Annotated in this window: 16 protein-coding genes; 6 read left to right on the top strand and 10 right to left on the bottom strand. The window is 65.3% G+C overall.

Annotated elements, in window-relative coordinates:
- Positions 1 to 21 precede the first annotated feature (21 nt).
- The 7 genes from D779_RS13960 to D779_RS13930 all read right to left on the bottom strand — a co-directional run bounded on the left by D779_RS13960 (position 22) and on the right by D779_RS13930 (position 10017).
- A complete protein-coding gene (locus D779_RS13960) occupies positions 22 to 1491 on the bottom strand; it encodes a glycogen synthase (RefSeq protein WP_043755150.1) in 1470 nt (489 codons plus the stop codon).
- A 74-nt stretch (positions 1492 to 1565) separates the two neighbouring features.
- Positions 1566 to 2525, bottom strand: a complete 960-nt coding sequence (locus tag D779_RS13955; protein WP_043755145.1) for a hypothetical protein — start codon at positions 2523 to 2525, stop codon at positions 1566 to 1568.
- Between the two features lie 162 nt (positions 2526 to 2687).
- The gene (locus D779_RS13950) at positions 2688 to 3875 is read right to left on the bottom strand and encodes a polysaccharide deacetylase family protein (RefSeq protein ID WP_043755143.1); all 1188 of its coding nucleotides are present in this window, start codon (positions 3873 to 3875) and stop codon (positions 2688 to 2690) included.
- 167 nt (positions 3876 to 4042) lie between these two features.
- Positions 4043 to 6133 (bottom strand): glycogen debranching protein GlgX, encoded by a 2091-nt coding sequence (gene glgX / locus D779_RS13945; RefSeq protein WP_043755142.1) that lies wholly within the window; start codon positions 6131 to 6133, stop codon positions 4043 to 4045.
- A gap of 161 nt (positions 6134 to 6294) precedes the next feature.
- Positions 6295 to 7437, bottom strand: a complete 1143-nt coding sequence (locus D779_RS13940; protein WP_043755139.1) for an MFS transporter — start codon at positions 7435 to 7437, stop codon at positions 6295 to 6297.
- 115 nt (positions 7438 to 7552) lie between these two features.
- Positions 7553 to 8656: a chorismate synthase gene (aroC, locus tag D779_RS13935; protein WP_043755136.1), complete on the bottom strand. Its 1104-nt coding sequence runs from the start codon at positions 8654 to 8656 to the stop codon at positions 7553 to 7555.
- 2 nt (positions 8657 to 8658) lie between these two features.
- Positions 8659 to 10017 (bottom strand): TolC family outer membrane protein, encoded by a 1359-nt coding sequence (locus tag D779_RS13930; protein ID WP_043755132.1) that lies wholly within the window; start codon positions 10015 to 10017, stop codon positions 8659 to 8661.
- Positions 10018 to 10217: 200 nt separating this feature from the next.
- Between D779_RS13930 and D779_RS13925 the strand changes: the two genes are divergently transcribed.
- Positions 10218 to 11234 (top strand): hydrolase, encoded by a 1017-nt coding sequence (locus tag D779_RS13925; protein WP_052348143.1) that lies wholly within the window; start codon positions 10218 to 10220, stop codon positions 11232 to 11234.
- Between the two features lie 9 nt (positions 11235 to 11243).
- Here the strand turns inward: D779_RS13925 and D779_RS13920 are convergent, their stop codons facing one another.
- Complete coding sequence (locus D779_RS13920) at positions 11244 to 12326, bottom strand: adenylate/guanylate cyclase domain-containing protein (protein ID WP_043755199.1); 1083 nt, start codon at positions 12324 to 12326, stop codon at positions 11244 to 11246.
- A 214-nt stretch (positions 12327 to 12540) separates the two neighbouring features.
- Between D779_RS13920 and D779_RS13915 the strand changes: the two genes are divergently transcribed.
- From D779_RS13915 to D779_RS13905, 3 genes are all read left to right on the top strand, one after another.
- Positions 12541 to 12981 (top strand): hypothetical protein, encoded by a 441-nt coding sequence (locus D779_RS13915; RefSeq protein ID WP_043755127.1) that lies wholly within the window; start codon positions 12541 to 12543, stop codon positions 12979 to 12981.
- A gap of 241 nt (positions 12982 to 13222) precedes the next feature.
- Complete coding sequence (locus tag D779_RS13910; RefSeq protein ID WP_052348142.1) at positions 13223 to 13732, top strand: YbaN family protein; 510 nt, start codon at positions 13223 to 13225, stop codon at positions 13730 to 13732.
- 3 nt (positions 13733 to 13735) lie between these two features.
- Positions 13736 to 14575: a sirohydrochlorin chelatase gene (locus tag D779_RS13905; RefSeq protein WP_043755125.1), complete on the top strand. Its 840-nt coding sequence runs from the start codon at positions 13736 to 13738 to the stop codon at positions 14573 to 14575.
- Positions 14576 to 14656: 81 nt separating this feature from the next.
- Here the strand turns inward: D779_RS13905 and D779_RS13900 are convergent, their stop codons facing one another.
- Positions 14657 to 18676, bottom strand: a complete 4020-nt coding sequence (locus tag D779_RS13900; RefSeq protein ID WP_232424192.1) for a hypothetical protein — start codon at positions 18674 to 18676, stop codon at positions 14657 to 14659.
- Positions 18677 to 19035: 359 nt separating this feature from the next.
- Between D779_RS13900 and D779_RS13895 the strand changes: the two genes are divergently transcribed.
- On the top strand, positions 19036 to 19707 hold the full coding sequence (locus D779_RS13895) for an Lcl C-terminal domain-containing protein (RefSeq protein WP_081763525.1): 672 nt from the start codon (positions 19036 to 19038) through the stop codon (positions 19705 to 19707).
- Positions 19708 to 19713: 6 nt separating this feature from the next.
- Here the strand turns inward: D779_RS13895 and D779_RS13890 are convergent, their stop codons facing one another.
- Positions 19714 to 20049: a hypothetical protein gene (locus tag D779_RS13890; protein ID WP_043755122.1), complete on the bottom strand. Its 336-nt coding sequence runs from the start codon at positions 20047 to 20049 to the stop codon at positions 19714 to 19716.
- A gap of 158 nt (positions 20050 to 20207) precedes the next feature.
- Here D779_RS13890 and D779_RS13885 point away from each other — a divergent pair, with 158 nt between their 5' ends.
- Positions 20208 to 23777 carry a hypothetical protein gene (locus D779_RS13885; protein WP_043755119.1) on the top strand — a complete coding sequence of 1190 codons (3570 nt, stop codon included), beginning with the start codon at positions 20208 to 20210 and terminating at the stop codon, positions 23775 to 23777.
- The last annotated feature ends 180 nt before the right edge of the window (positions 23778 to 23957 follow it).

The raw sequence follows: 23957 nt of genomic DNA, 5'->3' as shown, positions 1-23957 counted from the left end.
ATGCTGCCGATGTGCGCCTTTCTATTGCGACCGCAAGTGCTCGTAGATCTCCATGTAGCGCGCCGCGGGCCGGCTCCATGAGAAGTCGGTCTGCATGCCATTGACCCTGAGCTGGCGGAAATATTCGGGAAAGCGCCGCCACAATCCCAAGGCACGACGCAGCGCGCCTTCCAGCCCCTCTTCCGTGGGATCGTCGAAGACATAGCCGTTTCGCGATTCGAAGGGCTTGTCCGAATAGTTGGCGTCGTGCACCGTGTCCGCCAGCCCCCCGACTCGCCGCACGATGGGGACCACACCGTACTTCATCGCGATCATCTGTGTCAGCCCGCAGGGCTCGTAGAGGCTGGGGATGATCAGCATGTCGCATCCGGCATAGATGAGATGCGCCAGCGATTCGTCGTACTCCAGGTTCAAGCGGCAATCCTGGCTCTCGGACGTCGCCTGTTTGAGCCGCTGGAATTCCTCGTCGATGTCGGGATCCAGCGCCGATCCCAGCAAGACCAGCTGGCAGTCCTCCGCGAGCAGATAATGGATCGCATGACGGATGAGATCGACGCCTTTCTGGCGATCCAACCGGCTGACGATGCCGAAAACGGGTTTGTCCGCCTCGACCAGCCCCATCCTGGTACGCAGCGCCCGCCGGTTGGCCGCCTTGAGCGGCAGCGTATTGGGGCCGAAATTCACCGGAATGAGCGGGTCGCGCTCGGGGTTCCAGACGGCGTCGTCGATACCGTTGAGCACACCGCCAAATTTATGCGCATGGGTCTGGAACAGCGACTGCAGCCCCATGCCCTGCTCGGTGTTCTGAACCTCCCAGGCATAGCGCGGCGACACGGTATTGACGAAATGGGCATGGACGATGCCGCCCTTCATGAGATTCGCCATCCCCTCGTCGTTCGGATCCAGCAGCCGGTCCGGGTGCATGAGGCGCAGCGGATCGAGCCCGACCTGACGCAGGATGTCCCCCTCAACCCGGCCCTGGTAGCCGAGATTGTGGAGCGTATAGCACAGGCGCATGGTGTCGAGACCCAGGCGCCGATGGATCTCGGACCAGAGCACGGGGATCAGTCCGGTCTGCCAGTCCTGGCAATGCAGGATGTCGGGGGGACGCTCGGAATGCAGCAGATATTCGAGTACCGCGCGCGAAAAGAAGGCGAAGCGCTCGGCATCGTCCGGCTCGCCGTAAACGCGCCCGCGCCGGAAATAGTCCCGAGATGTCCGGGGATCGATGAAACGGTAGTCGACGCCCTCGATCTCTCCGCCTAGCACGCAGCAGTCCAGACACTGGTCGTGGTGCGGCACCGAGAGACTCGGCTGGATCTCGTAGAGATTCTGGAAGACGTCGAGATTCGCGACGTCATAGAAGGGAAGAAAGATCTCGATCCGTTCGCCGCGCCTCGCCAGCTCGCGGCTCAGACCCTGCACGAAGTCGCCGAGGCCTCCTGCCTTGGCGATGGGCGCACATTCTGCGCTCACCATGGCGATATACATACGCCCGATCTCCTTGTCCGCTGATGTCCGAGCCAACCGAGGATGATGCCCTTCTTCCCACCCCTCGCGTGGGCTCAATTCTCGCGTCTATAGCTCAATTCCGGGGGCGGGTGAAGATCCAACGCCTGACGCAAGAGATCAGGATCGTCGACCTTGACCAAGAACTGAAAACGTCCACCAGGCCCGACGACATAGCGATGACCGAAGAGGTCGATCTCGGAGTTCGGCGGTGCCCAACCCTGGATGCGCAGCTCGGCCTGGACCATGAGGCGCGTTCCGCCGAATGCCGGCTTACCATAGACCAGACGGGGAATCGAAACTGCGTCCTCGGTCTCATTACGCTCAGAAGACGGCGCCGATCCACCGCCCCCGCTTTCCGGCAGCTGGACATCCACTCGGGGAGCAGATCCGGAAGCGAGCCCTGGCCCGCCCGCCTCCCCCTGTCCGCCGTCCGGGCCAGACGATGGAATACCGGCTTGGGTTTCGGTCTGCGCCAAGGCCGGACCGACCTGGACCCGATCGGACGCTCCAAGGGGCTCGGACCCCGGAGATACGAACGATCCGGATCGCGCTTGGCCCTCAGAATCCGCCCAGGCCCCGCCGCAGGAGCCCGTGCTGGCGCCTGAGAAAGGCAATCCGAGGCTGGAGGCCGATTGCAGTGTGTTCGAGCGCGCCAGAGACAACCAGCCCCCGGAGTCGTTGACGAATCCGAGCTCGACCTGAAAACGGCCGTGGTTGCCGCCCAGATCGAAGGCCGTCCGGCCTTCCCCGCCGATCCCGGGAAACATGATGCGCCGCTGATCGGCCAGAGCCATGCGGCCGTCCCCTTCGACGCGATGCAGCCGGACGACCGGGATGGCGGTCCCTGCGTCGAGCGGAAAGGCCGGGGCGAACTTGATGAAGTCGTTCGCATGCAGAGACCAGTCGACCCGCAGAAGCCCCCGGTCGCCGGTGAAGATGACGACAGAGGTATCCGTGACCTCGCGGGGGAACTCCGGGTGCAGAGGCTGCGTCGGCGGATCCAGATCGGGCATGGCGGCAGGATTGCCCGGAATCCCACGGCCGTCCCCACCATTCCGACCGGGATCCTCATCCTGCTCTCGAACTCGAGACTTGGGGAGACCTCGGGCGAGATCCGAGTTACTGTCGATTATCGGATCCCCCGCGGACAGGAAGCGATCGCATCGGCCGTCGCATCAGACTGGTGACACGGCATGTTCGGCCTCGTCCAGTGCGAGCTCGGCCGGCTGGGTACGGGCATACAGATGTGGAAGCCAGGCTTCCCCCCAGAACAGGAAACAGCTGGTCTCGGCCTCCAGGATCAGACGGCGGGCACGCACCATGGCATCGGCGGCGACCTCGTAGCCTCCGGTGGGCTTGGCACGGCACAGATCCCAGTAGCGGTCGCTGAGGTGCCTGACCTTGGCGACCGCTTCGCATTGACGGGCGTTTCCGGCCCAGCGCGACAGATCGTCGCTGCAGTCGGATCCGGCGCTCCAGGTCGTGGCCTGGAACCGCGCGTGCGGCAGCGGACGCAGCGCGGAGACATAAGGTGTCAGACATACGGGCGTGATCGGGCAGGTTCCGGCACGGATCGCTTCCATATAGGGCTCGAAGAATCGGCCGAAGAATCCGGACGGCTCGTGCATCTGCCTGAACCAGGTCCCGTTCTCGCCATCCGACCAGCTCGTTACCAGGCGTCGTGCCTCGGGGCGCGGAGATCCCGAGGCGCGCCAGCAGACCTCGTCCTGGAACCAGGGCAGGTCCAGGCCGCCGGCCTGGGCGTTGGAGAGATCCCGGTCGCGCGGAACGATGCCGATACAGACGCCTTCGTAGCAGGCCACATAGGGTCTGAATCCATCGTTGATGCCGTCCTCGGGACGGACGCGCACCCCGTCGACGACCACGTATTCATAGCCGGCCGCGACCAGATCGGGAATCATCTCGACGGTGAAGGCCAGTTCGGGTGGCCAGAAGCCCTGAGGCGTGCGACCGAACACCCGCTCCATGATGGCGCGTCCGCGTTCGAGCTGCTCGGACCAGTCCGCTCTGGAGATCAGCGGGAAGATCGGATGGTAATACCCCATGCCGATCAGTTCGATGTTCTCGGCATCCCGATAGCGCTGCAGCATGGCCGGAATATCGACCAGATGCCGGTAGCGGTCGATCACCTCCGGATCCAGCAGCTGCTCCAGCAGAACGCCGGAGAATCCAACATGCAGTCTGGCCACGTCGCGATAGCGCTCGGCATAGCGTATCGCGCGCTCATAGCAGCGCATGATCTCTTCGGCCTCGCGCGGGTTGGCCTCGATCAGCAGCCGAAGATTCCCCGGAGGCTGATGCATGTGCAGACCCAGCGCGTGATGGATGTTGGTCTCTGTCATGGATCCTCGCAATGCGCGGACCTCGCCATACCCGAGCCCGGCGTCAGAGGACTCGGGCCGTCGGGAGGCAGGCCGCCGTCTGCTCCAACATTAAACAAAGGACAGATGGCGGTCAAAGGCGGGGAAGCGTCATCGCCGGCTACACCTCGAATCGGAGGGCGTCGAGATCAGCGGCCCTCCAGGACCATGATGCTGCGCGAGCGAGCCAGGATGGAGCTGGATTCCAGCTTCGTCTGATCGTCCGGCGACATCACGTCGGTGGGCGAGGCCCGCGCCGTGTCGAGGGCCAGATACCAGTCCATCCCATCGAGCGCGGGCAGCTCGAAGCAGCGTGCACGCTCGCTCATGTTGAGCATGACATGGAGCATGGACTCTTCGGGACGCGCCGGCGCCAAGGTGAATGCCAGGATCTGATTCTCGGGATCGTCCCAGTTGGGATCCTCGAGTTTGTGACCGTGCCAGACCACATCGGGCAGGTCTCTCCCCGGAACCACGCGACCGGAGAGGAAATGGCGGCGCTGCAGGCTGGGATGACGCTTGCGCAGGGCGATCAGACCGCGAACGAAACGCAGCATATGGCCGTTGGTCTCCAGCAGCGACCAGTCGAACCAGCCGATCTCGTTGTCCTGACACCAGGTGTTGTTGTTGCCCTGCTGCGTCCTCAGCACCTCGTCTCCGGCCAGGAGCATGGGGATCCCCTGGCTCAGGAACATGAGCGACAGCAGATTCTTGGCCTGGCGCCGGCGCAGACCCAGGATCTCGGCGTCCTTGGTCTCGCCCTCGACCCCCCCGTTCCAGCTCAGGTTGTCGTTGGTTCCGTCGCGATTGCCCTCGCGGTTGGCGAGATTGTGCTTGCGGTTGTAGGACACCAGATCCCACAAGGTGAAACCGTCGTGACAGGTCACGAAATTGATGCTGTTGATGGGCTTGCGCAGATTGGCCTGATAGAGATCGCTGCTTCCGGAGAGACGCGTCGCCACCTCGGGCACCAGCCCCTTGTCGCCGCGGACGAAGCGGCGGATGGTGTCGCGATAGCGGCCGTTCCATTCCATCCAGCGGTAACCGGGGAATGTCCCGACCTGATAGAGACCCGCCGCGTCCCAGGCCTCGGCGATGATCTTGGACGCGGCCAGGGTGTCGGACAGCTCGATCTCCCAGAGCACGGGCGGATTCGCCATGGGACGACCGTCCGCGTCGCGCGCCATGGCGCTGGCCAGATCGAAACGGAATCCGTCCACGTGCATCTCGCGCACCCAGTATTCCAGGGCGTCGAGGATGAAATGGGTCACCAGCGGGTGATTGGCGTTGAGCGTATTGCCGCAGCCGGTGAAGTCCAGATAGATCCCCTTGTCGATCGCGTCCAGACAATAGAAGGTCTCGTTGCCGAATCCCTTGAAGGTCAGGGTCGGACCGCCGCTGTTGCCCTCGCTGGTGTGGTTGAAGACCACGTCGACGATGACGCCGATGCCCGCCCGATGCAGGGCCTTGACCATGTCGCGGAACTCGCGGCGATGGGTACCCTGATCGGGCGTGACGCAATAGCCCGGATGCGGCGAGAAGAAGCCGAAGGTGCTGTAGCCCCAGAAATTGCGCAGGCCCGCGTCCCAGACCGCATCCGGGACATCCTGCTCGTCGAAGGCCATGACCGGCATCAGTTCCACATGGGTGATGCCGAGATCCTTCAGATAGGGGATCTTCTCGATCAGGCCGAGAAAGGTCCCCGGATGCCGCACGCCCGAAGTCGGATGGCGGGTGAAGCCGCCGACATGCACCTCGTAGACGATGGTCTGCTCGGATGGCATGCGCAGTGGCGTATCGCATTCCCAGTCGTATTCCTCGGCCAGGACGACCGCCCTGGGGGAATCGTGAGGCTGTGCACCTTCGCGCTGACGTCTCCAGCGGTCCCAGGAATCGACATTGACCGCGCGCGCCCAGGGATCGACGAGCTCGATGCGCGCGTCGAAGCGCCAGCCGTGGACGTGCGGATCGTTCGGCCCTTCCATGCGCCAGGTGTAATGCGTGCCGGGGGCGAGATCCACGACCAGCACGTGCCAGGAGAAGAAGGTCCGGTGCGAATGCGGATCCAGGCGAATGACCTGAAAGGGTTCCTCGCTATCGGCGCCCTCGTAGAGCAGAAGCTCGGCGCCCGTGGCATGGCGGCTGAAGACCGAGAAATTGACGCCATCGTCCTCGACGGTCGCGCCCGGCGGGTAGCGACGCCCTGGAAGGATGCGGTAGGGGGCCTGAGAGACTGACATGGCAGCGATGCGTCTGTTGGTGATGGATCACAAGATGGGGATTGACTGGACGCAGGGAACAGCGAACCACGCGCGGAACGAATGGCTGAATATCAGCCGATTCGATCATAGCATGACGAAGCCGAGAGGCTTCGAGTCATTTGATTTCTCTGGAGCGATCGTCAGTCGTGCGCGAACGACTCGCGCATCCAGCGTACCGCGATGACGAGCCCCAGGGCGGACACGGCCGAGCCGACGCCGAAGGTCAGGACCGGACCGTAATCCGACCACAAGAGTCCGCCCACCAGGCTCCCGGCCGCGCCTCCGGCGCCGAAGCTCAGGCTGTTGTAGAGCGCCTGGCCGCGCCCCTGGGTCCTGCCGGGAAAGAGATGATGGACCAGATGGATGGCGGCCGCGTGAAAGGTGCCGAAGCTCGCCGCGTGCAGAAGCTGCGCGCCGATCTGCACGGCGAGCAGATCGACGCAGGCGCCGATGGCGAACCAGCGCACCGCCGCGAGCCCGAGACTCCAGATGAGCACCCGACGCGCCCCGAAGCGGTCGAGCAGGCGGTGCATCACCAGAAAGACGGCCACCTCGGCGACCACGCCCAGTGCCCACAGCTGCCCCACCGCCGTGCTCGAATAGCCGGCCGACTCGAGATGGATCGAATAGAAGGCGTAGTAGATTCCATGACTGAGCTGCATGAGGAAGCAGGCGGCGAAGAAGGCGATCACCTCGGGACAGCAGAGGAGCGCGCGCAGCGACGGCGATGCTCGGTCGCCGCTCGCCGGGGGACTGTCCGGAATCAGAAGCGTGCTGATCAGGATCCCCAGAACCAGGGCCAGGACCCAGACCGGAACGATTCCCAGCGAGCCCCGCTCGACGAAGACGCCGAGCGCGACCACGACCAGGACGAATCCGATCGATCCCCAGACCCGAACCAGGGCATAGCCCGTCGGCCGCTCCCTGAGATGGTTGAAGGTGATGGCCTCCATCTGCGGTAGCGAGGCGTTCCAGAAGAAGCTGAAGAGCAGCATGGCCAGGGCCATGCCCCAGAATCCGGACGCGGCGAAGACGACGAGGAACCCGAGGAACGCCAGCAAGGAGCCGAGCTGGACAAGGCGCATCCGCCTGCCGCCGTGATCGGCCAGATGGCCCCACAGCATGGGCGCGACGATCTTGGTGGCGGACAGAATGGCCATCAGCAGACCGATGGCCAGGGCATCGAAGCCCTTCGATTGGAGATAGAGCCCCCAAAAGGGCACCAGCGCCCCCAGCGAGGCGAAATAGAAGAAGTAATAGCTGGAGAGACGCCAGTAGGGCATGGAAGGGAATCTCGTCAGGGACCCGACGAGGTCCTATGGGAACGAATCGATATGGGCGCCTCAACATCCCCGTCTCGATCAAGGGGATGGAGAGGCCCCGCGTGCCGGGGAGAGATCAGCTCGACGAGGTGCCCGAAAAGGGCGGCAGCGGCGGTTTCACCTCTGCGTTCTGGCCCCGTTGACGCAGCAGATGGTCCATCAGGACCAGGGCCAGCATGGCCTCGGCGATCGGCGTCGCGCGGATTCCGACACAGGGGTCGTGACGGCCGGTGGTGACCACATCGACCTCCGCCCCGGAGCGATCGAGCGTGCGCCCCGGGATGCGGAGGCTCGAGGTCGGCTTGAGCGCGATCCGCACCACCACATCCTGCCCCGAGGAGATGCCGCCGAGGATGCCACCGGCATGATTGGACAGGAAGCCGGCGGAGGTCATCTCGTCGCGATGCTCGGTCCCCTTCTGCCCGACGCAGGCGAAGCCGTCGCCGATCTCGACGCCCTTGACGGCGTTGATGCTCATCATGGCGTGGGCGATGTCGGCATCCAGGCGATCGAAGATGGGCTCGCCGAGTCCGGTCGGAACACCGCTCGCCACGACGGTCACGGCCGCGCCGATGGAGTTGCCCTCGCGGCGCAGATCGTCCATGAAGGATTCGAGCCGAGGCACGGTTTCGGCGCAGGGCCAGAAGAAGGCGTTCCGCTCGACCTGATCCCAATCGAAGGTGTCGGGACGGATGGGTCCGAGCTGCGAGAGATGGCCGCGGATCCCGATCCCGCAGCGCTCGGCCAGATATTTCTTGGCGATGGCGCCGGCCGCCACCCGCACGGCCGTCTCGCGCGCCGAGGAGCGCCCGCCGCCGCGATAGTCCCTGACACCGTACTTCTGCTCGTAGCTGTAGTCGGCGTGACCCGGACGATAGCGGTCGGCGATCTCCGAATAGTCCTTCGAGCGCTGGTCCTCGTTACGGATCAGCAGACCGATCGGGGTTCCCGTGGTGCGCCCCTCGAAGACGCCGGAGAGGATCTCGACGCTGTCGGATTCGCGGCGCTGCGTAGTGTGGCGCGACTGTCCCGGCTTGCGCCGGTCCAGATCCACCTGGAGATCGGCCGCCGAGAGTTCCAGTCCGGGCGGACATCCGTCCACCACCCCACCGATGGCCGGACCGTGACTCTCACCGAACCCGGTGACGACGAAAAGCTTCCCGAAGCTGCTTCCTGACATGATCAGTACGCGGGCGGAGGAACGAGATCGCCGGGGTTGAGCCAGGCATTGCCCTTGGCCAGCACATCGCGCGACAGGGTGCTGGTCGCCTGGTGCAGCTTGATGCCGTTGATGATGTAGTTGTAGCGGGCGCTCAGATAGTCGTATTCGGCCTGGAACAGATTGCGCTGCGCATTGAGCACGTCCACCTGGGTGCGGGTACCGACCTCCAGTCCGGCCTGGGTCGACTCAAGGGCCGAGCGGGCCGAGACGATCGCGGCCTGCCGCGCCTTCACGTCCTCGATGCTGGAGAGAATGCCGCGGAAGGAGTCGCGCACCTGCTGGTTGACCGTGCGCCGCGTCTGATCGAGCCGATCCTGGGCGGCACGGAACTGATATCCGGCCTGACGGGTGCGGGAGGTCACGGCACCGCCCTGGAAGATGGGGACGTTGACAGTCAGCCCCACATAGGCGGTATCGGAGTCCGTATCGTACTTGGCGTCCGAGCGCGTCAGGTCGTAGCCGGCCTCGAGGTCGACCGTGGGCAGGTGGCCCGAACGCTGAATGGCGATCTCCTGCTTCGCCGAGTTGGCCGCCTCGCTCGCCGCGATGATGCCGTAGTTGCTGCGAATCGCCGTTTCCGCCCAGGTTTCGAGCGAATTGGGCTCGGGCGGCGCCAATGGCAGCTTGTCTCCCAGGCGGGCCAGAGGCACGTTGACCTGGCCGACGATGGTGCGCAGGGCCTCCCAGGCGTTGTTCAGGCTGTTCTTGGCGGTGATGAGCTCGGCGCGCGCGCTGTCGTAGGCGGCCTGACTCTCGTTGACGTCGGTGATGGCGACCAGACCCACCTCGAAACGCTGCTTGGACTGCTCCAACTGGCGCTCGTTGGCGCGCAGAAATGCCTCCTGCACCGTCACCGCATCCGAGGCGCGCAGCACGTCGAAATAGGCCTCGGTGGTTCTCACCATGAGATCGATCTGACTGTTGCGGAACTCCGCCTCGGCCTGGGCGATGATGTTGTCCGACTGCTTGAGACCGAGCCAGTTGGCACGGCTGTAGACGGACTGCTGGATCACCGCCGTCACGTTCTGGGTGCCATAGTCATCCTGGCGATCGAAGGCGAAGCCATTGGTGCTATGGCCGCTGGAATCCACGTCCTGATACTGAGCGCCGCCGGATACGCTCAGGGTCGGAAGCAAGAGCGAGCGGGCCTGGGGCTTGCTCTCGCGGGTAGCGAAGAGCGTCTGTTCCGACTCGCGCAGGGTGGGATCGCTGACCACCGCCATATCGTAGATTTGAAGGAGATCCTCTGCCTTGGCGACGCTGCAGAGACAGACGTTGCAGAGGGATAGACCGAGCAGGGCCGGAAGAACTTTCCGCATCTCTCTTGGTTCCTGATACAAGCGGAAAAACCGCATATTCATTAAACGCCCAGTATAGGGGACAAAGGGCCGCACCCTCAACGCGCCGGCATCCGCCGACGTCTCCGCGCGACCGAACGGCAAGGCGGCGGGCATGCGAACCGGAGCCCCGGCGCCCGGCATTTGTGCGACACTGCGGGCATTCCGATTCCCCGAGCGCGATGAGCGTGAACAGAGCCCCCGACCTCACCACAGACCCCATTCCCCACCATGGACGTATCGTCCGGAGCCGCTTCGAGCCAGCCTGGTGGCTGCCCGGCCCACATCTGCAGACGCTCTGGCCCAGCCTGATACGTACTCGGCCCTCCCTCGATCTGACCGCAAGACGCATCGAGCTGAACGACGGCGACTTCATCGACCTGGCGATCGGGGCCCCCGCCGGACCGCGCGTGCTGGTGATCCACGGACTCGAGGGCAATCTCGATTCGCACTATGCGGGCACGCTGCTGAAGACCCTGGAGTCGGCGGGCTTCCAACCCGTCTTCATGCATCTGCGCGGCTGCTCGTCCGAGCCCAACCGGCTCGACCGCGTCTATCATTCGGGGGCGAGCGAGGACTTGGCCGAGGTCCTGGGCCAGCTCGCCGAGGATCCCCAGGGCATGCCGCTGGCCGCGATCGGATTCTCGCTCGGCGCCAACCTGCTGCTCAAATATCTGGGAGAGCACCGTGAGCCGCTGGTTAGAGCCGGAATCGCCATCTCGGTTCCCTTCGTCCTGCGCGACTCCATGCTGCGTCTGGATCGGGGGCCGTCGCGCATCTATCGGCGCTACCTGCTGGACAAGCTGCGCGCCAATCTCAGACGCAAATTCGCCGATCGTCCGCTACCGCTCGATGCGGATCTGGACGCCATCCGCGATTTCAACCAGTTCGACGAGCTGGTCACGGCCCCGCTGAACGGCTTCGAGGGGGTCTTCGACTACTACAACCGATCCAGCTGCCGCCCGTTCCTCGAGCGCATCGTCACCCCCACGCTCATCATCCAGGCCGAAGACGATCCCTTCATGTACCCCACCACGGTGCCCTGGGAGCATGAGCTCGGACCGGGGGTGACGCTGGAACTGGCCGACCACGGCGGTCATGTGGGATTCGTGGCCGGCGCCCTGCCCTGGAGGCCGGTCTACTGGCTGGAGGAACGCATCCTGGAGTTCCTCGGTCAGATCCGCTCGGCGGAGATCTGAGCCCGGCGATCACTTCCTCCACAGCATGTGATCGACATACTGCTTCACCCGGCGATGTCCGGGGGTGTCGATGGTGGTGAACTGGAGATTGGTGCGATAGCCGCCCTTGTCGCGCCGCGCGCGCAGGACGCGGGCGTAGACCTCGACCGGATTCTCGGTGCCGAATCCGGGCGACAGGGACATGATGACCTCCGAATAGGTCGGCAGGATCAGCGGCAGATCGGCGCTCATGCCATAGTAGCCGAGATCGTTGACCTTGCCGACGAAACGCTCGGAGAGGATGCGCTTGTCCTCGACGCGGCGGAAGACGGCCGGAAAATCGACCAGGATGCGTGGCGATTTGCGCACCTCGATGGCCGGTACCGCGATCGGCCGCGGACGTGTGACCGCCTTCAGCTCGTAGAGCTTCACCGGATTCGCCTTGCCCTTGACCATCACCTCGTTGACGGTGCCGATCTGGATGTGGTCCGCCGCGCCCCGGTAGGTCTCCTCGCTCAGGAGGATCTGGCCGCGCAGCGAATAGGCTTCGATACGCGCCGCCAGATTCACCGGATCGCCGATCACGGTGAACTCGCTATGGATATCCGAGCCGAAGCTGCCGGCCATGACATCGCCGGTGCTGACGGCGATGCCGGCATAGAGCCTGGGTTCGCCGCGCGACTCGCTCTCGCGATTGAGGTCGGCCATGGCATGCTGCATCTCGACCGCGCAGGTGAGCGCTCGGAGCTGATCGTCTCCGCGCCGCTCCGGGGTCCCGAAAAGCGCCATGACCGAATCGCCCATGAACTTGTCGACGATTCCGCCATGACGCTCCACGACCTGTGCCATGGCGGCGAAGAAGCGGTTCAGGAGTTCCACCATCTGAACCGTGGGGAGCGACTCCATGAGGGTGGTGAAACCGCGCAGATCGGCGATCAGAATGGTGGCCCGGGTTCCGACGATGGGCTTGGTGGACTGGAGGAGATCTGCGAGCTTGACGGCCAGGCGTTCACGGACCGCGCTCTCGAGCTGACCAGGAGCCGCGGCAAGGTCCAGATCATCGAGGACAGCGGTCAGTCCGGCGAGTAGCAACTCTCTGTCTTTGTGCTGCATGACCGCGAATTCACTCCCTCCGGCAAGAAATTGACAATCTTCATGGGTGTCGACCGGCCGATCGCGCAATTCTAATAGTCTATCGTGACAAGCAGCCAGATCCGATCAAGCGACGGACGCGGCCATCGAACGCCTTCCGCTCGACCCGAGATTCGAGGAAGACCCGACCACCGGCTCACGACCGCCCTTCAGAAATTGCCCCGAGAGAACCCGTATGGACCGTTTTACACGAAATTACAGTATCGCGCTCGCCGTGCTCGTAGGCCTGGCTCTGGTCTTCGGGATCAAGTCCACCTGGCAGCCGAAGGCCTGGAATCTCGACAAGATCCTGACCTCCGACGAGATTCTCGCCGACTATCCGTATCAGTTCCGCCTGCGCTCGCTCGAGAACGGCGTGGCCACCATCTCGACGCCCCGCTCCTTCGACATCCCGGCGATGCGCTTCCTCGAGATCATCCATCCGAATCTCGCGGGACTGGCCCAGGACGACCCCAAGATGGTGGCCGCCCAGCAAGAACTCATCGATCACCAGAAGCGCGCCATGGGTCTCATGCTGGCCCAGCCCCAGGTCCAGACCGTCGATTGGGAGCTGGATACCCAATGGCTCGCGGACCATGGTGTACAGGTACCCAAGCGCGGTCAGCCCGGATCCTGATCCGAGGGTCCGATCCGCGGACCTGGACACGACTCGCGCCCCGCCGCCACCTGCTGACCGGAAGGGCGCGAGAGACAAGGCGATCGGAAACCGGCTATAGTTGCCAATCCATACTTTAGCGATTCCATCCGGTTTCACTGCGCCCTGGTTCATCCCGACCGGGTCGATCCATATCGACCCATTTCAGCGCCTGGGCGGCCCCGTACCGGATTACTCGACCTCGACCCGGAGCAGGTGCCGCATGCAGGCCGACAATCAAGCATCCCTATCCAAGCACGACCATGTCAGTCCGCAGCGACGCATGGTCTACAACCTGCTAGCCTGGCTCTGCTTCGGCCTGGGCTTCGTCGGCATCCTGGTTCCGCTCATGCCGACCACCGTGTTCTGGATCTGTGCCGCCTGGCTCTGGCTGCGCAGCAAGCCGCATCGGGTCCGCTTTCTGGTCGAGCATCCCCATTTCGGCGAATCCATCCGCCGCTTCCTCGAGCACGGCGAGGTCTGCCGCACCGGCAAGAAGGCCGCCATCATCGGCATGAGCGCGAGTCTGGTACTCTGGATGGTCGTCTTTCGTCCCGCCTGGACCATCGCCCTGCTGGTCGGCGGCATCCTGGCGCTCGTCGCTCTCTGGATCGCCACGCGTCCCGAGGGCGAGCCCAGGAAAATCCAGACGCAGGCCAAGGTCACGCTCGACCCCGGTGCCTGGTCGAGAAACAGAGCGACCGCGGAGTCGTCGCCCCACTCCCAGGGCTGATCGATGGGCGCCATCCTGCTGGTCGACAATGGATCGCGGCGAGCGGAATCGACACTGAATCTGCGCCGTATCGCCTCGGCACTGTCCGAGCGCCTCGACAAAGCGGTCCTGCCCGTCTCGCTGCTGCACTCCAACCAGGTCGATCCCGGACTCCTGGACGGGCGTCCTGCCGAGACCTTCGCCGACGCCGTGGGCCGTCTGCTCGCCGACGACCGGCGCGAGCTCATCCTGCTGCCGCTCTTCTTCGGCCCGACCCGCGCGATCTCGCAGTTCATCCCCGACACCCTCTCCGAACTCGTTCGGATCCATGGTCCCTGCAGACTGAGGACGGCCCCCGTGCTCTGCCCGCTTCCAGGAGGCGAGCCCCGTCTGGTCGACATCCTCGCGGACAATGTCGATCGGGCCGCCAGCTCTGCGGACAGCAAGCCGAGCAGAGTCGTTCTGGTCGACCACGGCTCGCCCATCCCCGGAGTGACCCAGGTTCGCCGCTGGCTCGGCGAGCGTCTCGCTCAGCGGCTCGCACCTGGGATCAGACTCTACGAGGCGGTCATGGAGCGCCGGCCGGGAAGCGAATACGATTTCAACGGCGAGCTCCTGGAAACCCTGCTCGATCGCCTGGCGGAACAGGACACCTCGCCCATCGCGCTCGCCATGCTCTTCATGGGACCGGGGCGCCATGCCGGACCCGGCGGCGACATCAGCGACATCTGCCGACGGGTCGAGACGCGCCACCCCGGACTCCAGCTCTACCCTTCCCCGTTGGTCGGAACCCATCCAGGACTCATCGATATTCTGGTCTCGCGCCTGAGACAGGCGGAGACGCTTCCCGCCATCGGGTACTGAACGGCCGCTCGACCTGAATCGGATGCGATGGGCGCTCAGGCGTCGGAAGGCGGTTCCGCGCCTCTCCTGACAGACCTCCTTTCACGCCAGAGGCGGTTCCGCACCTCTCCTGACAGACCTCCTTTCACGCCAGAGCTGGGGATGGGCGAAGCCCTCCCAACCCCAGCGCAGCCAATCGAGCAATCGAAAGGCGAGCCACAGCGCCCATCCGAGCATGAATCCGCGATAGACCCACATGGGCACGGACAGCACCCGGACCTCGGGTAGATCGGGACCGCCCCGATCCGCGTACCAGTGGAGGAAGGTCCCGCTGGATCCATTGCCGGCGATCTGCATCTCCGGGCGGCCCAGCAGCCCCTGCTGCACCGCCCCGACCAGGCTCGCCAGCGCCAGCAGCGTCAGCACTAGGAGCCCGACCTGGATCAGGTTGTAGCGCCAGACACCATGGGTCTCGTCGAGTCGGCGCCGCAGCCCCAGTGCGAACAGCCAGCCGGCGACCACCAGGATCACCCACACCTCGGACAGGGCGAGACCGACGCCGAGCAGCAGCCAGTCATGCGTCCGCAACGGTGTCGTCCGGGTCCGTCCCAGCCCCCAGGAGAGGACGGCCAGAACCAGCAGCACGCCCCAGAAGAGCACGGCCGGCCCGACGCGGGGGCCGCTCGCGAAGAGCACCCAGCGATCCCGGGGCAATGACAGCGACAGATCCAGGTTCACGGCCTCGGCCCCCAGATCGGGGCGCCGAGGACTGAAGCCGTATGTCAAGGGAAGCGGATCGCGCCAGGCGAGATGCATCCGCTGCGCCCCGGGCACCAGCGGCAATTCGATCCCCTGGGTCCCGGACGGCAGCGCCAGGCTGCGTCCATCGATCTCGAGGGCGAGCGGCTCGACACCCTCGGGCAGCCGAATGAGGTGCGAGCCGCCCTGGCTGCTGCGCACGGCCAGGTCGAGTTTGGCATCGCTGCCGCGGGGACCTGGCTCGACCCGAAATTCGACCCGGTCGATGGTGAGCGTCGGGCCCGGCTCACCGATCGGCCGGGTGATTCTCAGATGGAGCGTCTCACCGGGCAGAGGACTCCAGGTCGGAAGGGAGCGCCCCTCGCCCCTGGGCGGATGGACGGGAGGGATCCCGTCGTATTCCAGGTGCCAGAAGGGACCCACGTCCAATCGCCACCGCTCGGCGATTCCCGCCTCGGAAGAGGCGACCAGATCCACCCGTTCGCGCAACTCCAGCCTCGAACCCCAGGATGTCTCGGTCTGTCCGGGGGGCAATGCGACCTGGATATGCCCATCCTTCACCCGCTGTCCTTGGGTCTGGACCGACTCCCCCGGCAGCAGATCGAGCCTCAGCATGATCGGAAAATCGGGCGCCGACAGACGTTTCACCCGGGTCTCGGCCGTCCAGTCCACCCCGATCGAAAGATGCCGCTCGATTTGGACCAGCGGCGGCAGAGTCCCCTGAACCAGGCTCCCTTCGGCGGTCTGTCGCGCCTCGGACAGACGCACCAGCCGGATCTGACCCGCGGGTCGGCCGCGCGCGTCCAGGCCGTCGAGACGCCAGCCCTCCATGTCCGAATCCAGGATCCGGGGCGTCATGGGCAGCGAGATGTCGATCTGATTGCGGGCGGGCAAGGCGCCCTCGAGCGCGAGTGCATGCCGGCCCGGCCGCAAGGGGATCAGCAGACGGCCCTGGGCGTCGCGGCCCAGACGATCCAGGATCCGGCCGTCGAGCCTTGCCTGGTCGGGGATCCAGTCTCCGCTGCCGCCGGGAACCGGGGCCGCCATGGCCGCGGCCGCATCCAGGGTCAGTTCCAGGACGAGACGATCGGGCGTCGCCCGAACTCCAAGCGAGGAGAGATCGATGCAATCGGGCAGACAGTCCGGCGGCGCGAGCAAACGCGTCCTCAGCGCGTCCAGGAGCTCCGGAGATGGATACTCGGAGGCCAGTGCCCGCTCCGCCGGCGCTGCCGCCAAGAGGGCGCCGCACAGGAGCACGAGCTCGATAGCGCCACCCGAGCGTCCGGGCCACCGGATCCCGGCCAGGCGCAGACCCAGCAGGATCGACAAGAGACAGCCGGTCAATGCGGCGACCAGATTCCAGAAGGGCGTCAGCAGCCAGAGCCTGGCCAGGTCCGAGGTGGCGACCGGTCCGGACCAGACCAGGTCGAAACGATTCCATTGCCAGTCGGGCACGCCTTGACCGGTCTGGATGCGCGCGTTCGGATCCAGCGCCGGAACCGGGCGCGACGGCTCGGGAGCCGGAGCGGGTTTGGCGGCGGGCGTTTCCATGATCGAGGACCGGGCGGATTCGGACAGGATCTCGGCATCCTCCCGGATCGCATCGAACGCGAAGGCCTGAGGGTTCCCCTGCCCAGCGTCGGCCGGACGATGGAGCCCGATGCCGACACCGCCGCCCTGCTCGAGCTGGGGATAGAGCGCGGAGCGAACCTCCGAGACCAGAAACGGCAGACCGACGATCAGCAGCGAGATCAGGGTCAGACGCCGATACCAGAGCACCAGCCACCGGAGCCTGAGCGCACCCTTCTGGATCGCGTCGGCGGGCAGCAGCCGCAGCAGTGAGGCGGCGGCCAACAGGTTCAGCCACACCAGCTGCGGAGCGCCCGGCTCGTGCCAGGTCAGGACCAGCGCGCACCAAGCGAGCGTCCCCCAGCCCCAGCCCCAGAGGCGCCCCACCCCGAGCGCGAGGATGAGGACGAGGAAGAGATCCAGCAATGTCCAGCGCGTCAACCAGGAGCCCGGGTCGTTGTCCACGCCCGAGACCGCCAGCAGATCCCATCCGGGCGGCAGGCGCAGATGGCCGTCGACCTGATCCAGGGTCGCCAGCCAGCCCGAGGCGGGCAGCCGTTCGGGCGGCCCCTGGAGGCGGGCATCGGCGACCAGATCGAGCTGTCCCTGACGCACCTCGACCCCGGCTGGCCCCGATGGATCGAGCCGGGTGATGAGCGACGGGGTTCCGTTCACGCGGACCTGACCCAGCTGCAACGCCGGATCCGTGTCCAGACGCGACGGACGGTTCAGCTGCCCCTGGATCCGGTCCCGGACGCTGTAGCCCGACCCGTCGAAATCGAGCCAGAGTTCGCGTTCCAGCCTCAGACGGTCCGGGGCCGGATCGGCGTCGCCGCGATGCCGCTCGACCAATTGCAGTCGGTTGCCTTTGCCGACCAGATAGAGCGGGAGACGCGCCCAGCCGCTCGGAATCGAGGTCTGTCGCGGATCGATGGGCCTCGGTCCCTCCAGCTCGACCTGACGCAGTTCGGGATGGGCGGAGAAGGCCCAGACCTCCTCCGCCGGCCAGGGTGCCTCCAGATTGCGCCTGGAAAGCGACTCGACCGCACCGGCATGATAGGCGGTCACCTCGACCACCCAGCGCCCCGGCCGCACCTCCAGACTCAAAACGCCATCCGCGCCCAGACGGGAGGGTAGCTCGCCCCGGATCGCGATCGGAACGCCCTCGGGCAGGGTGACGGGACCGATCCGCTCCTCCCGAATCCCGCCGGAGACCTGCAGCTCGAGCCGGGTCAAGACCCGAAGCGGCAGGCTGTCATCGAGCCGGCGGAAGACCTTGATCCGCATCCGGTCCTCGGCCTCCGTCGAGCGCGATTCCCCTGAATCCGCGAGCCAGAGCCTTCCGCCCTTGTCCAGACGCGGCCGGGGGCTGGGTTTGCCATGCGTGTTCAGCGTCACGAGCCCGGTGTCCGGCGCGAGGGCGAGCGAGGCCGGAGGCTCGCCCCAGACGAAGCGTCCGGAGAGACGATGATCGCCTGCCTCGAGTTTCACGGACGGGCGTCCATCCCGCTCGATTAACGCCAGTGGGTGCCCGTCGCCGTCCGTCACCTGGACCGGCCAGGCGTCGGCATCGCCGGGCAGCAGGATCCAGTCATCGGCAAACAGATGCCAGCTCTGATCGAAACGCCCGCCCGAAGATTCGACGTCCAGACGCAGACGCCCGGGCCAGGCGCAGATCCGCGGCCGGCCGTCGGGCCCCAAGGGGCAGTGGCGCGGATCGACGCCCTGCCCGCTCGGATCCAGCACCCAGGGAATCCAGGCGCGAAGCGGTTCGGGAATCCGCTCGTCGGCCATCGGATCGGGCGCTCCGGGATCCGTTTCGGAAGGGGGCGCAGGCGCCTGAGCCCAAGCCTGGATGCAGATCGCCATGGATAAGGCGATGGACAATAGGTGCTTCGATAGCGACCCTACCCTCGACATGACACTGGACACGATGATGGCCTCCTGGCGCGAATGTCGATTCTGTCCGATCAGGCGATCCGGCGGCACGCAACACCGGATGCCCGCTCCGTCCGCCTCGCATGGCCGGCACATGTCGTCAAATCCTCGACCCGATCGCTCGGCCAGATCGAGTCCGGGCCTTGGCGAAGCGCTTTCCAGATCGAAGTCCCTCCGGCTACACTTCGAACGATACTCCAGCCAGACGAATCTTGATGCACCATCAGATCGATGTCCACGAGGCCAGGAGGCAGCTCTCGCGCCTGATCGCATCCGCCAGGTCCGGTGCGGAAGCAGTCATCGAGGGTTTCAATTTCGCGCCCTCGCCACCCGGTTCCGCCCGCCATGCGTCAGCAATCCTGGCATTGATTCTGTCGAGCTTCCTCACGCCACTGCCCGCGGCAGAGATTCCCGATGCCGCCGATGCCTGTGTCAAGGGGATGAACGAAACGACGCCCTCGAGCGAGTTCGTCGCCATCGAGGAGGGCCGCGCGGTCAGGCACGAGCGCACCACGCTCGAATGGCAGCGCTGCGCACTGGGTCAGACTTGGGATGCCGACTCGAACGTATGCAAGGGGCGTCCCAGGTCGGTGACCTGGGACCGGGGGAAGAAGCTGGTCGCGGCCGTCGAAGGCGACTGGCGTCTGCCGACCGGGGAGGAGTTGATCAGCATCGTCGAGCGATGTCATCCCGCCCCGACCATCAATCCTCAGGTGTTTCCCAACACCCGGGGGGGGCTCTACTGGACCTCCTCGGTGGACAGCGGAGGTTTGGGCAGAGTATGGAGCGTCAGTTTCTTCAAGGGAAGCTATTACCGCCAGGGAACGTCCCAAAACGGCCTCATCCGCCTGGTGCGCGGCACCATGAAGGACGGGGCAACGCCGTGAAGCGACTCACCAGGGGCGGTATTCGAGCCCTGGGATGGCCTCGCGATCGAAGACATCGGGCAGTGCCATCATGAGATCGCGCAGCTCGTCGTATTCCATGTGGCGCCCGTAGGATGCCTTGGCTGCGTCGATTGGCAGTTCCACCCAATAGCGCTTCGCGTCTGGATCGCACAGGATCTGCAGGGTATTCTCCTGCGCATCGATGATCCCCAGATAGTCGTCCGCGCTTTGCAGGCGTGGAAGCAATTGCTCACAGATGGCACGGGTGCTCATCTCGACGGCGCTCGCCGATGAGACGGACTCCCCGGATCGGTCGAACAAATAAAAGACTCGGTAGTGCATGGTCGAGGATCATCGCTCCTTAAAATATTCCAAAATGCCTCGAAGCCGTTGATTATAACTCTCAAGCTGCCCGCGATCATCGTCGAAATCGTCTCCATCGGAGACTTTCGGCGGACACTCTGAAGCGTCCTCGCCCCAGACCTCGAACCTAGCGACTCGTGTCTCACAATCCCCATATCATCAGTGCCGAGTCCGCCGAGCGACAGTTCCGGGCGCGCGTCTTCAAACCCGCGGAGGGCATCTTCCTCTTTCATCCGCGCGCACTCGAACGCCTGATCGCGCTTCACCTGGACGCCGTCGATCTCGATGGGGACATCCCGGCGCTCGCCTATTATCTGATGCCGACCAGCGCCTTCCTCGAGGCGCTCGAGACCGAGAACCCCGAGGCGCTGGTCGTGGTGGAGGGACTCAGTCTGCCCGATCAGGTGGTTCTGCTGCCGACCCCGCTCAGCCTCCGGACCGATCAGGCGGGATTCGTCCGCCTGCTGCGCGACTATTGGGCACGCCGCTTCGAGGGCGAGGTCGCCCGTGCCTGGCAGCTCGCGCGCGACGACAATCAGGATCAGAGCCGTTTCGGCCCGGACAGGCTGCGTGCCATGATCGGTCTGCGGGCCTTCGCCGAGGTTCGCGACGTTCTGGAGCGCGACTCCGTGATCCCGCCGGGACTGGATGAGCACTGCGTCTGCCGCGCCTTCGTCGCCCTGATCGTCCGGCTGAGGTATTTCAGCCCGGGCGTGCGCGGATACTTCTTCCCCTCCATCCGCGAATGGGGCGAGCTGGATCAATGGATGGTCGAGAGCGGAATCGACCTGCCGCCACCACGATCGGCCGGCAGGCTGCCCAACCTGCTCGAACGGGCACGGCCCGATCATCGCTGCGGGCATCCGGCACGCCAAACCCTGCTGCCGCTCGGCCTCACCTATCTGCGCCGGGATCCGGACCACGCCGATGAAGAGGCGACGGTCGGCGGCGCCGAGACCAAGGCGCCCGCCGACATTCGTCAGACGCTCGACCCGAGCATGCTGGACGCCCCGCTGGAGGGGGCGAGCGACGGCGCGGAGGCCCGATGTCTGGCGGCCCTGCGTCAGGGGTTCCACATACCGCGTCAGGACTGGCGCAGCCGTCTGCGCAATCTCCACCAGGCATTGTGGGTCCCCGTTCTCGGACTGATGCTGATGCTGGGCGGTCTGATGCGCTGGCCCGGGCGGCCACGCAAACCGGCGAGAGGGATGCGGCTGCGTGCCCATCTGGTGCTCTTCAGCCGCGAGATCCGGCTGGCCCAGCGAGCCGAGCATCAGGATCGCTTCTCGGTCGCCATCGCTCGTCTGGCACGGGCGCAGCGACGCTTCGAGGCCATGGGCGAACCCTGCGCCCCGGACGCCGAGCGGGTCAGGCGAATCCTGGTCCAGAGGAGATCCGGCACCCAGCAGATACTGACCGATCTGCTGGCGGCGAAATGGAAGCTTCCGCCGGCCTCGTCTAGCGCGTTGGACCATCTGATCGAGCGGCTGAGCGAGGAGCTGCGCAGCCCGGGACGCGCGCGCATCGCCAAGAGCCTGTTGAAGGATCTCGAACGCGTGCTCTTGGAGAGCCGCACGACCTACTATCGTCTGCGTCCCCTGCAATGGATATGGAGCCGGGGACGCCAGCGCCTGCGCCAGATCCTACCCTTCCAGGCCAATCTCAAGGCATTGCGGGCACTGGACAGCGCCATGAACCGACTGGAGCGCATCGGCTGGTCGCTGCAGGAGACCGAATCGCACCGGGTGACCCTCGAAGCGCTGGCCGAGCGGCTGAGCCAGCAGCTCGACAGGGATCTCAAGCCGCACCTGGAGCGCGCGCTCTGTCAGGCCGACTTCGTTCCCATGAACCACCGCGAGCGGGTCGCCTTCCACAAGCTGCTGTGCGAGCTGCTGGACGTGGTGCAGCGCCGCCGTCATCTGAGGTTCACCGATTTTCGCGACATGGTGGCACGCAATTCACTGCGGCTGCCGGATCTCAGGCTGCGCGAGTTCCTGATCGGAGACCGGCTGTCGCGCTTCGACCGCTATGCCGCGCTGGCGCTTCCGGGTCTCTATCAGCCGGGCGAGATCTATATCAAGGGCCTGCAGCAGCTGAGCGCCCCGCTGTTCGGCACGCCGTCCGGACGTCTGGTGCTGCGCCATCTGATCCTGCCGTTCGGCATCGCCTTCCTCGGGCTCAAGACCATCGACGTCCTGGCCGCCTACATCACCGATCACCATTCCTCGCTCCATCTGGCGACCATCTGGCTGGTCGGATCCCTTGGGCTCGCGATCAACGGGATCGCCCATACCCGCGCCGGGCGGACCGGATTTCGGGTCTTCATGATCAGTCTCTGGTGGACGCTGCGGCTCATCCTCTACGACGGTCTGCGCAGACTGCTGCGATGGCGGCCGGTCAGCACCCTGCTCAATACCGGCGCCATCCGCGGACTGGACCGCTATCTGTTGCGTCCGGCACTGACCGGAACCCTCATGGTGGCGCCCTTCGTGGGGATCGACTATCTGGTGAGGGACGACCCGCTCGAACCTGGATTCTCGATTCTGGCGCTCATCCTGGCCTTGGGTACCCTGGTCCACAACACGCCGGCCGGCAGGAGGCTGCTGGACGATCTGGCCAGCTCGAGCGTGCAGATCCTGCGCCGTCTGAACCAGGCGCTGGTCATGGGGCTGGTGAAGGAGCTGATGCAGTTCTTCAAGGAGCTGACGCGACGCTTCCAGCAGGGGCTGCATCGCATCGAGGAACTCCTGAGCCATCATCTCGGCGAATCGGCGCTGCAGCTGACGCTCAAATCGCTGATGGTCCCGGCATGGGGCCTGCTCCAGTCTCTGATCAAATTCTACGTCACCGTGCTGGTGGAACCCCAGGTCAATCCCATCAAGCACTTTCCGCTCGTGACCATCGCGCACAAGCTGATGCTGCCCTTCCTGCCGGTCATCACCGGGATCATGGTCGATCTGCTGGAACCCCTGCTGCCCAAATGGATCACCTATCCCTTCGTCACGCTCACCGTGCTGCTCCTGCCCGGACTGGCCGGATTCCTGGTCTGGGAGCTGAAGGAGAACTGGAAGATCTATGCCACCAACCATGGGTCCCTCAAGGACAAGGACGGACCTCGGCCCGAGCTCATGGTGGTCCGCAGAACCGATCTGCCGAACGCGCCGATCGAACCGGCGATCGTCGGATTCCACGGCGAGACCATGAGAGGGCTGCTGCGCCGTGGGTTCCACAGCGGGACGCTGCCCAAGGCATTCGATCGTCTGCGCCGCGTCCTGCGCACCCAGATCCGCGAAGAGACCGAGGCGCCCCAGCGGCTGCGCGAGGCCGAGCGGCATCTCGCCGAGATCGAGAACCAAATCCGAGTTTTCTGCGACCGCGAGCTGGCCTACGCACTGCGGCAGCGCTGCGAGGACCCGGTCTGCGACCTCGTCAGGGTGGAGACGCGCCGGCCACGTCTGTCACCGGCCTCGTTCGAGCTCTTTCTGGAGCTTCATACCCGCCGTGACGCCTCGACCGACCAGACCGACCCGAGTCCGATCGAGCTGGAGCTGACCCTCTATCTGGTCGAACCCGAGCTGCATCTCTCGGCCAGGGTCTCTGGACCGCTCGACCGTCTCAGCGGGATCTGCTGGGAGCTGGTCAACGAGGATCTGCGCATCTTCAGCGGACGTGCCGGGGCGCTCCAGGGGCAATTGGATCCGGCTTGAACACCTTGATCGAATGGGCGATCCGTCCGGCATTCAGCCCGATCCCGAGGGATCTTCGAGACTGAAGACCGAGACGGCCTGGGTGAGCACGCGGGTCTGGTCCTCGAGGCTCTCGGCCGCGGCCGCCGCCTCCTCCACCAGGGCCGCGTTCTGCTGCGTCACCTCGTCCATCTGCGTCAC

Origin of the sequence: Imhoffiella purpurea (assembly GCF_000585215.1) — a bacterium.
Taxonomy (GTDB): domain Bacteria; phylum Pseudomonadota; class Gammaproteobacteria; order Chromatiales; family Chromatiaceae; genus Imhoffiella; species Imhoffiella purpurea.
The sequence above is the reverse complement of the archived record's forward strand: the minus strand, read 5'-3'. Positions and strand labels throughout refer to the sequence as shown.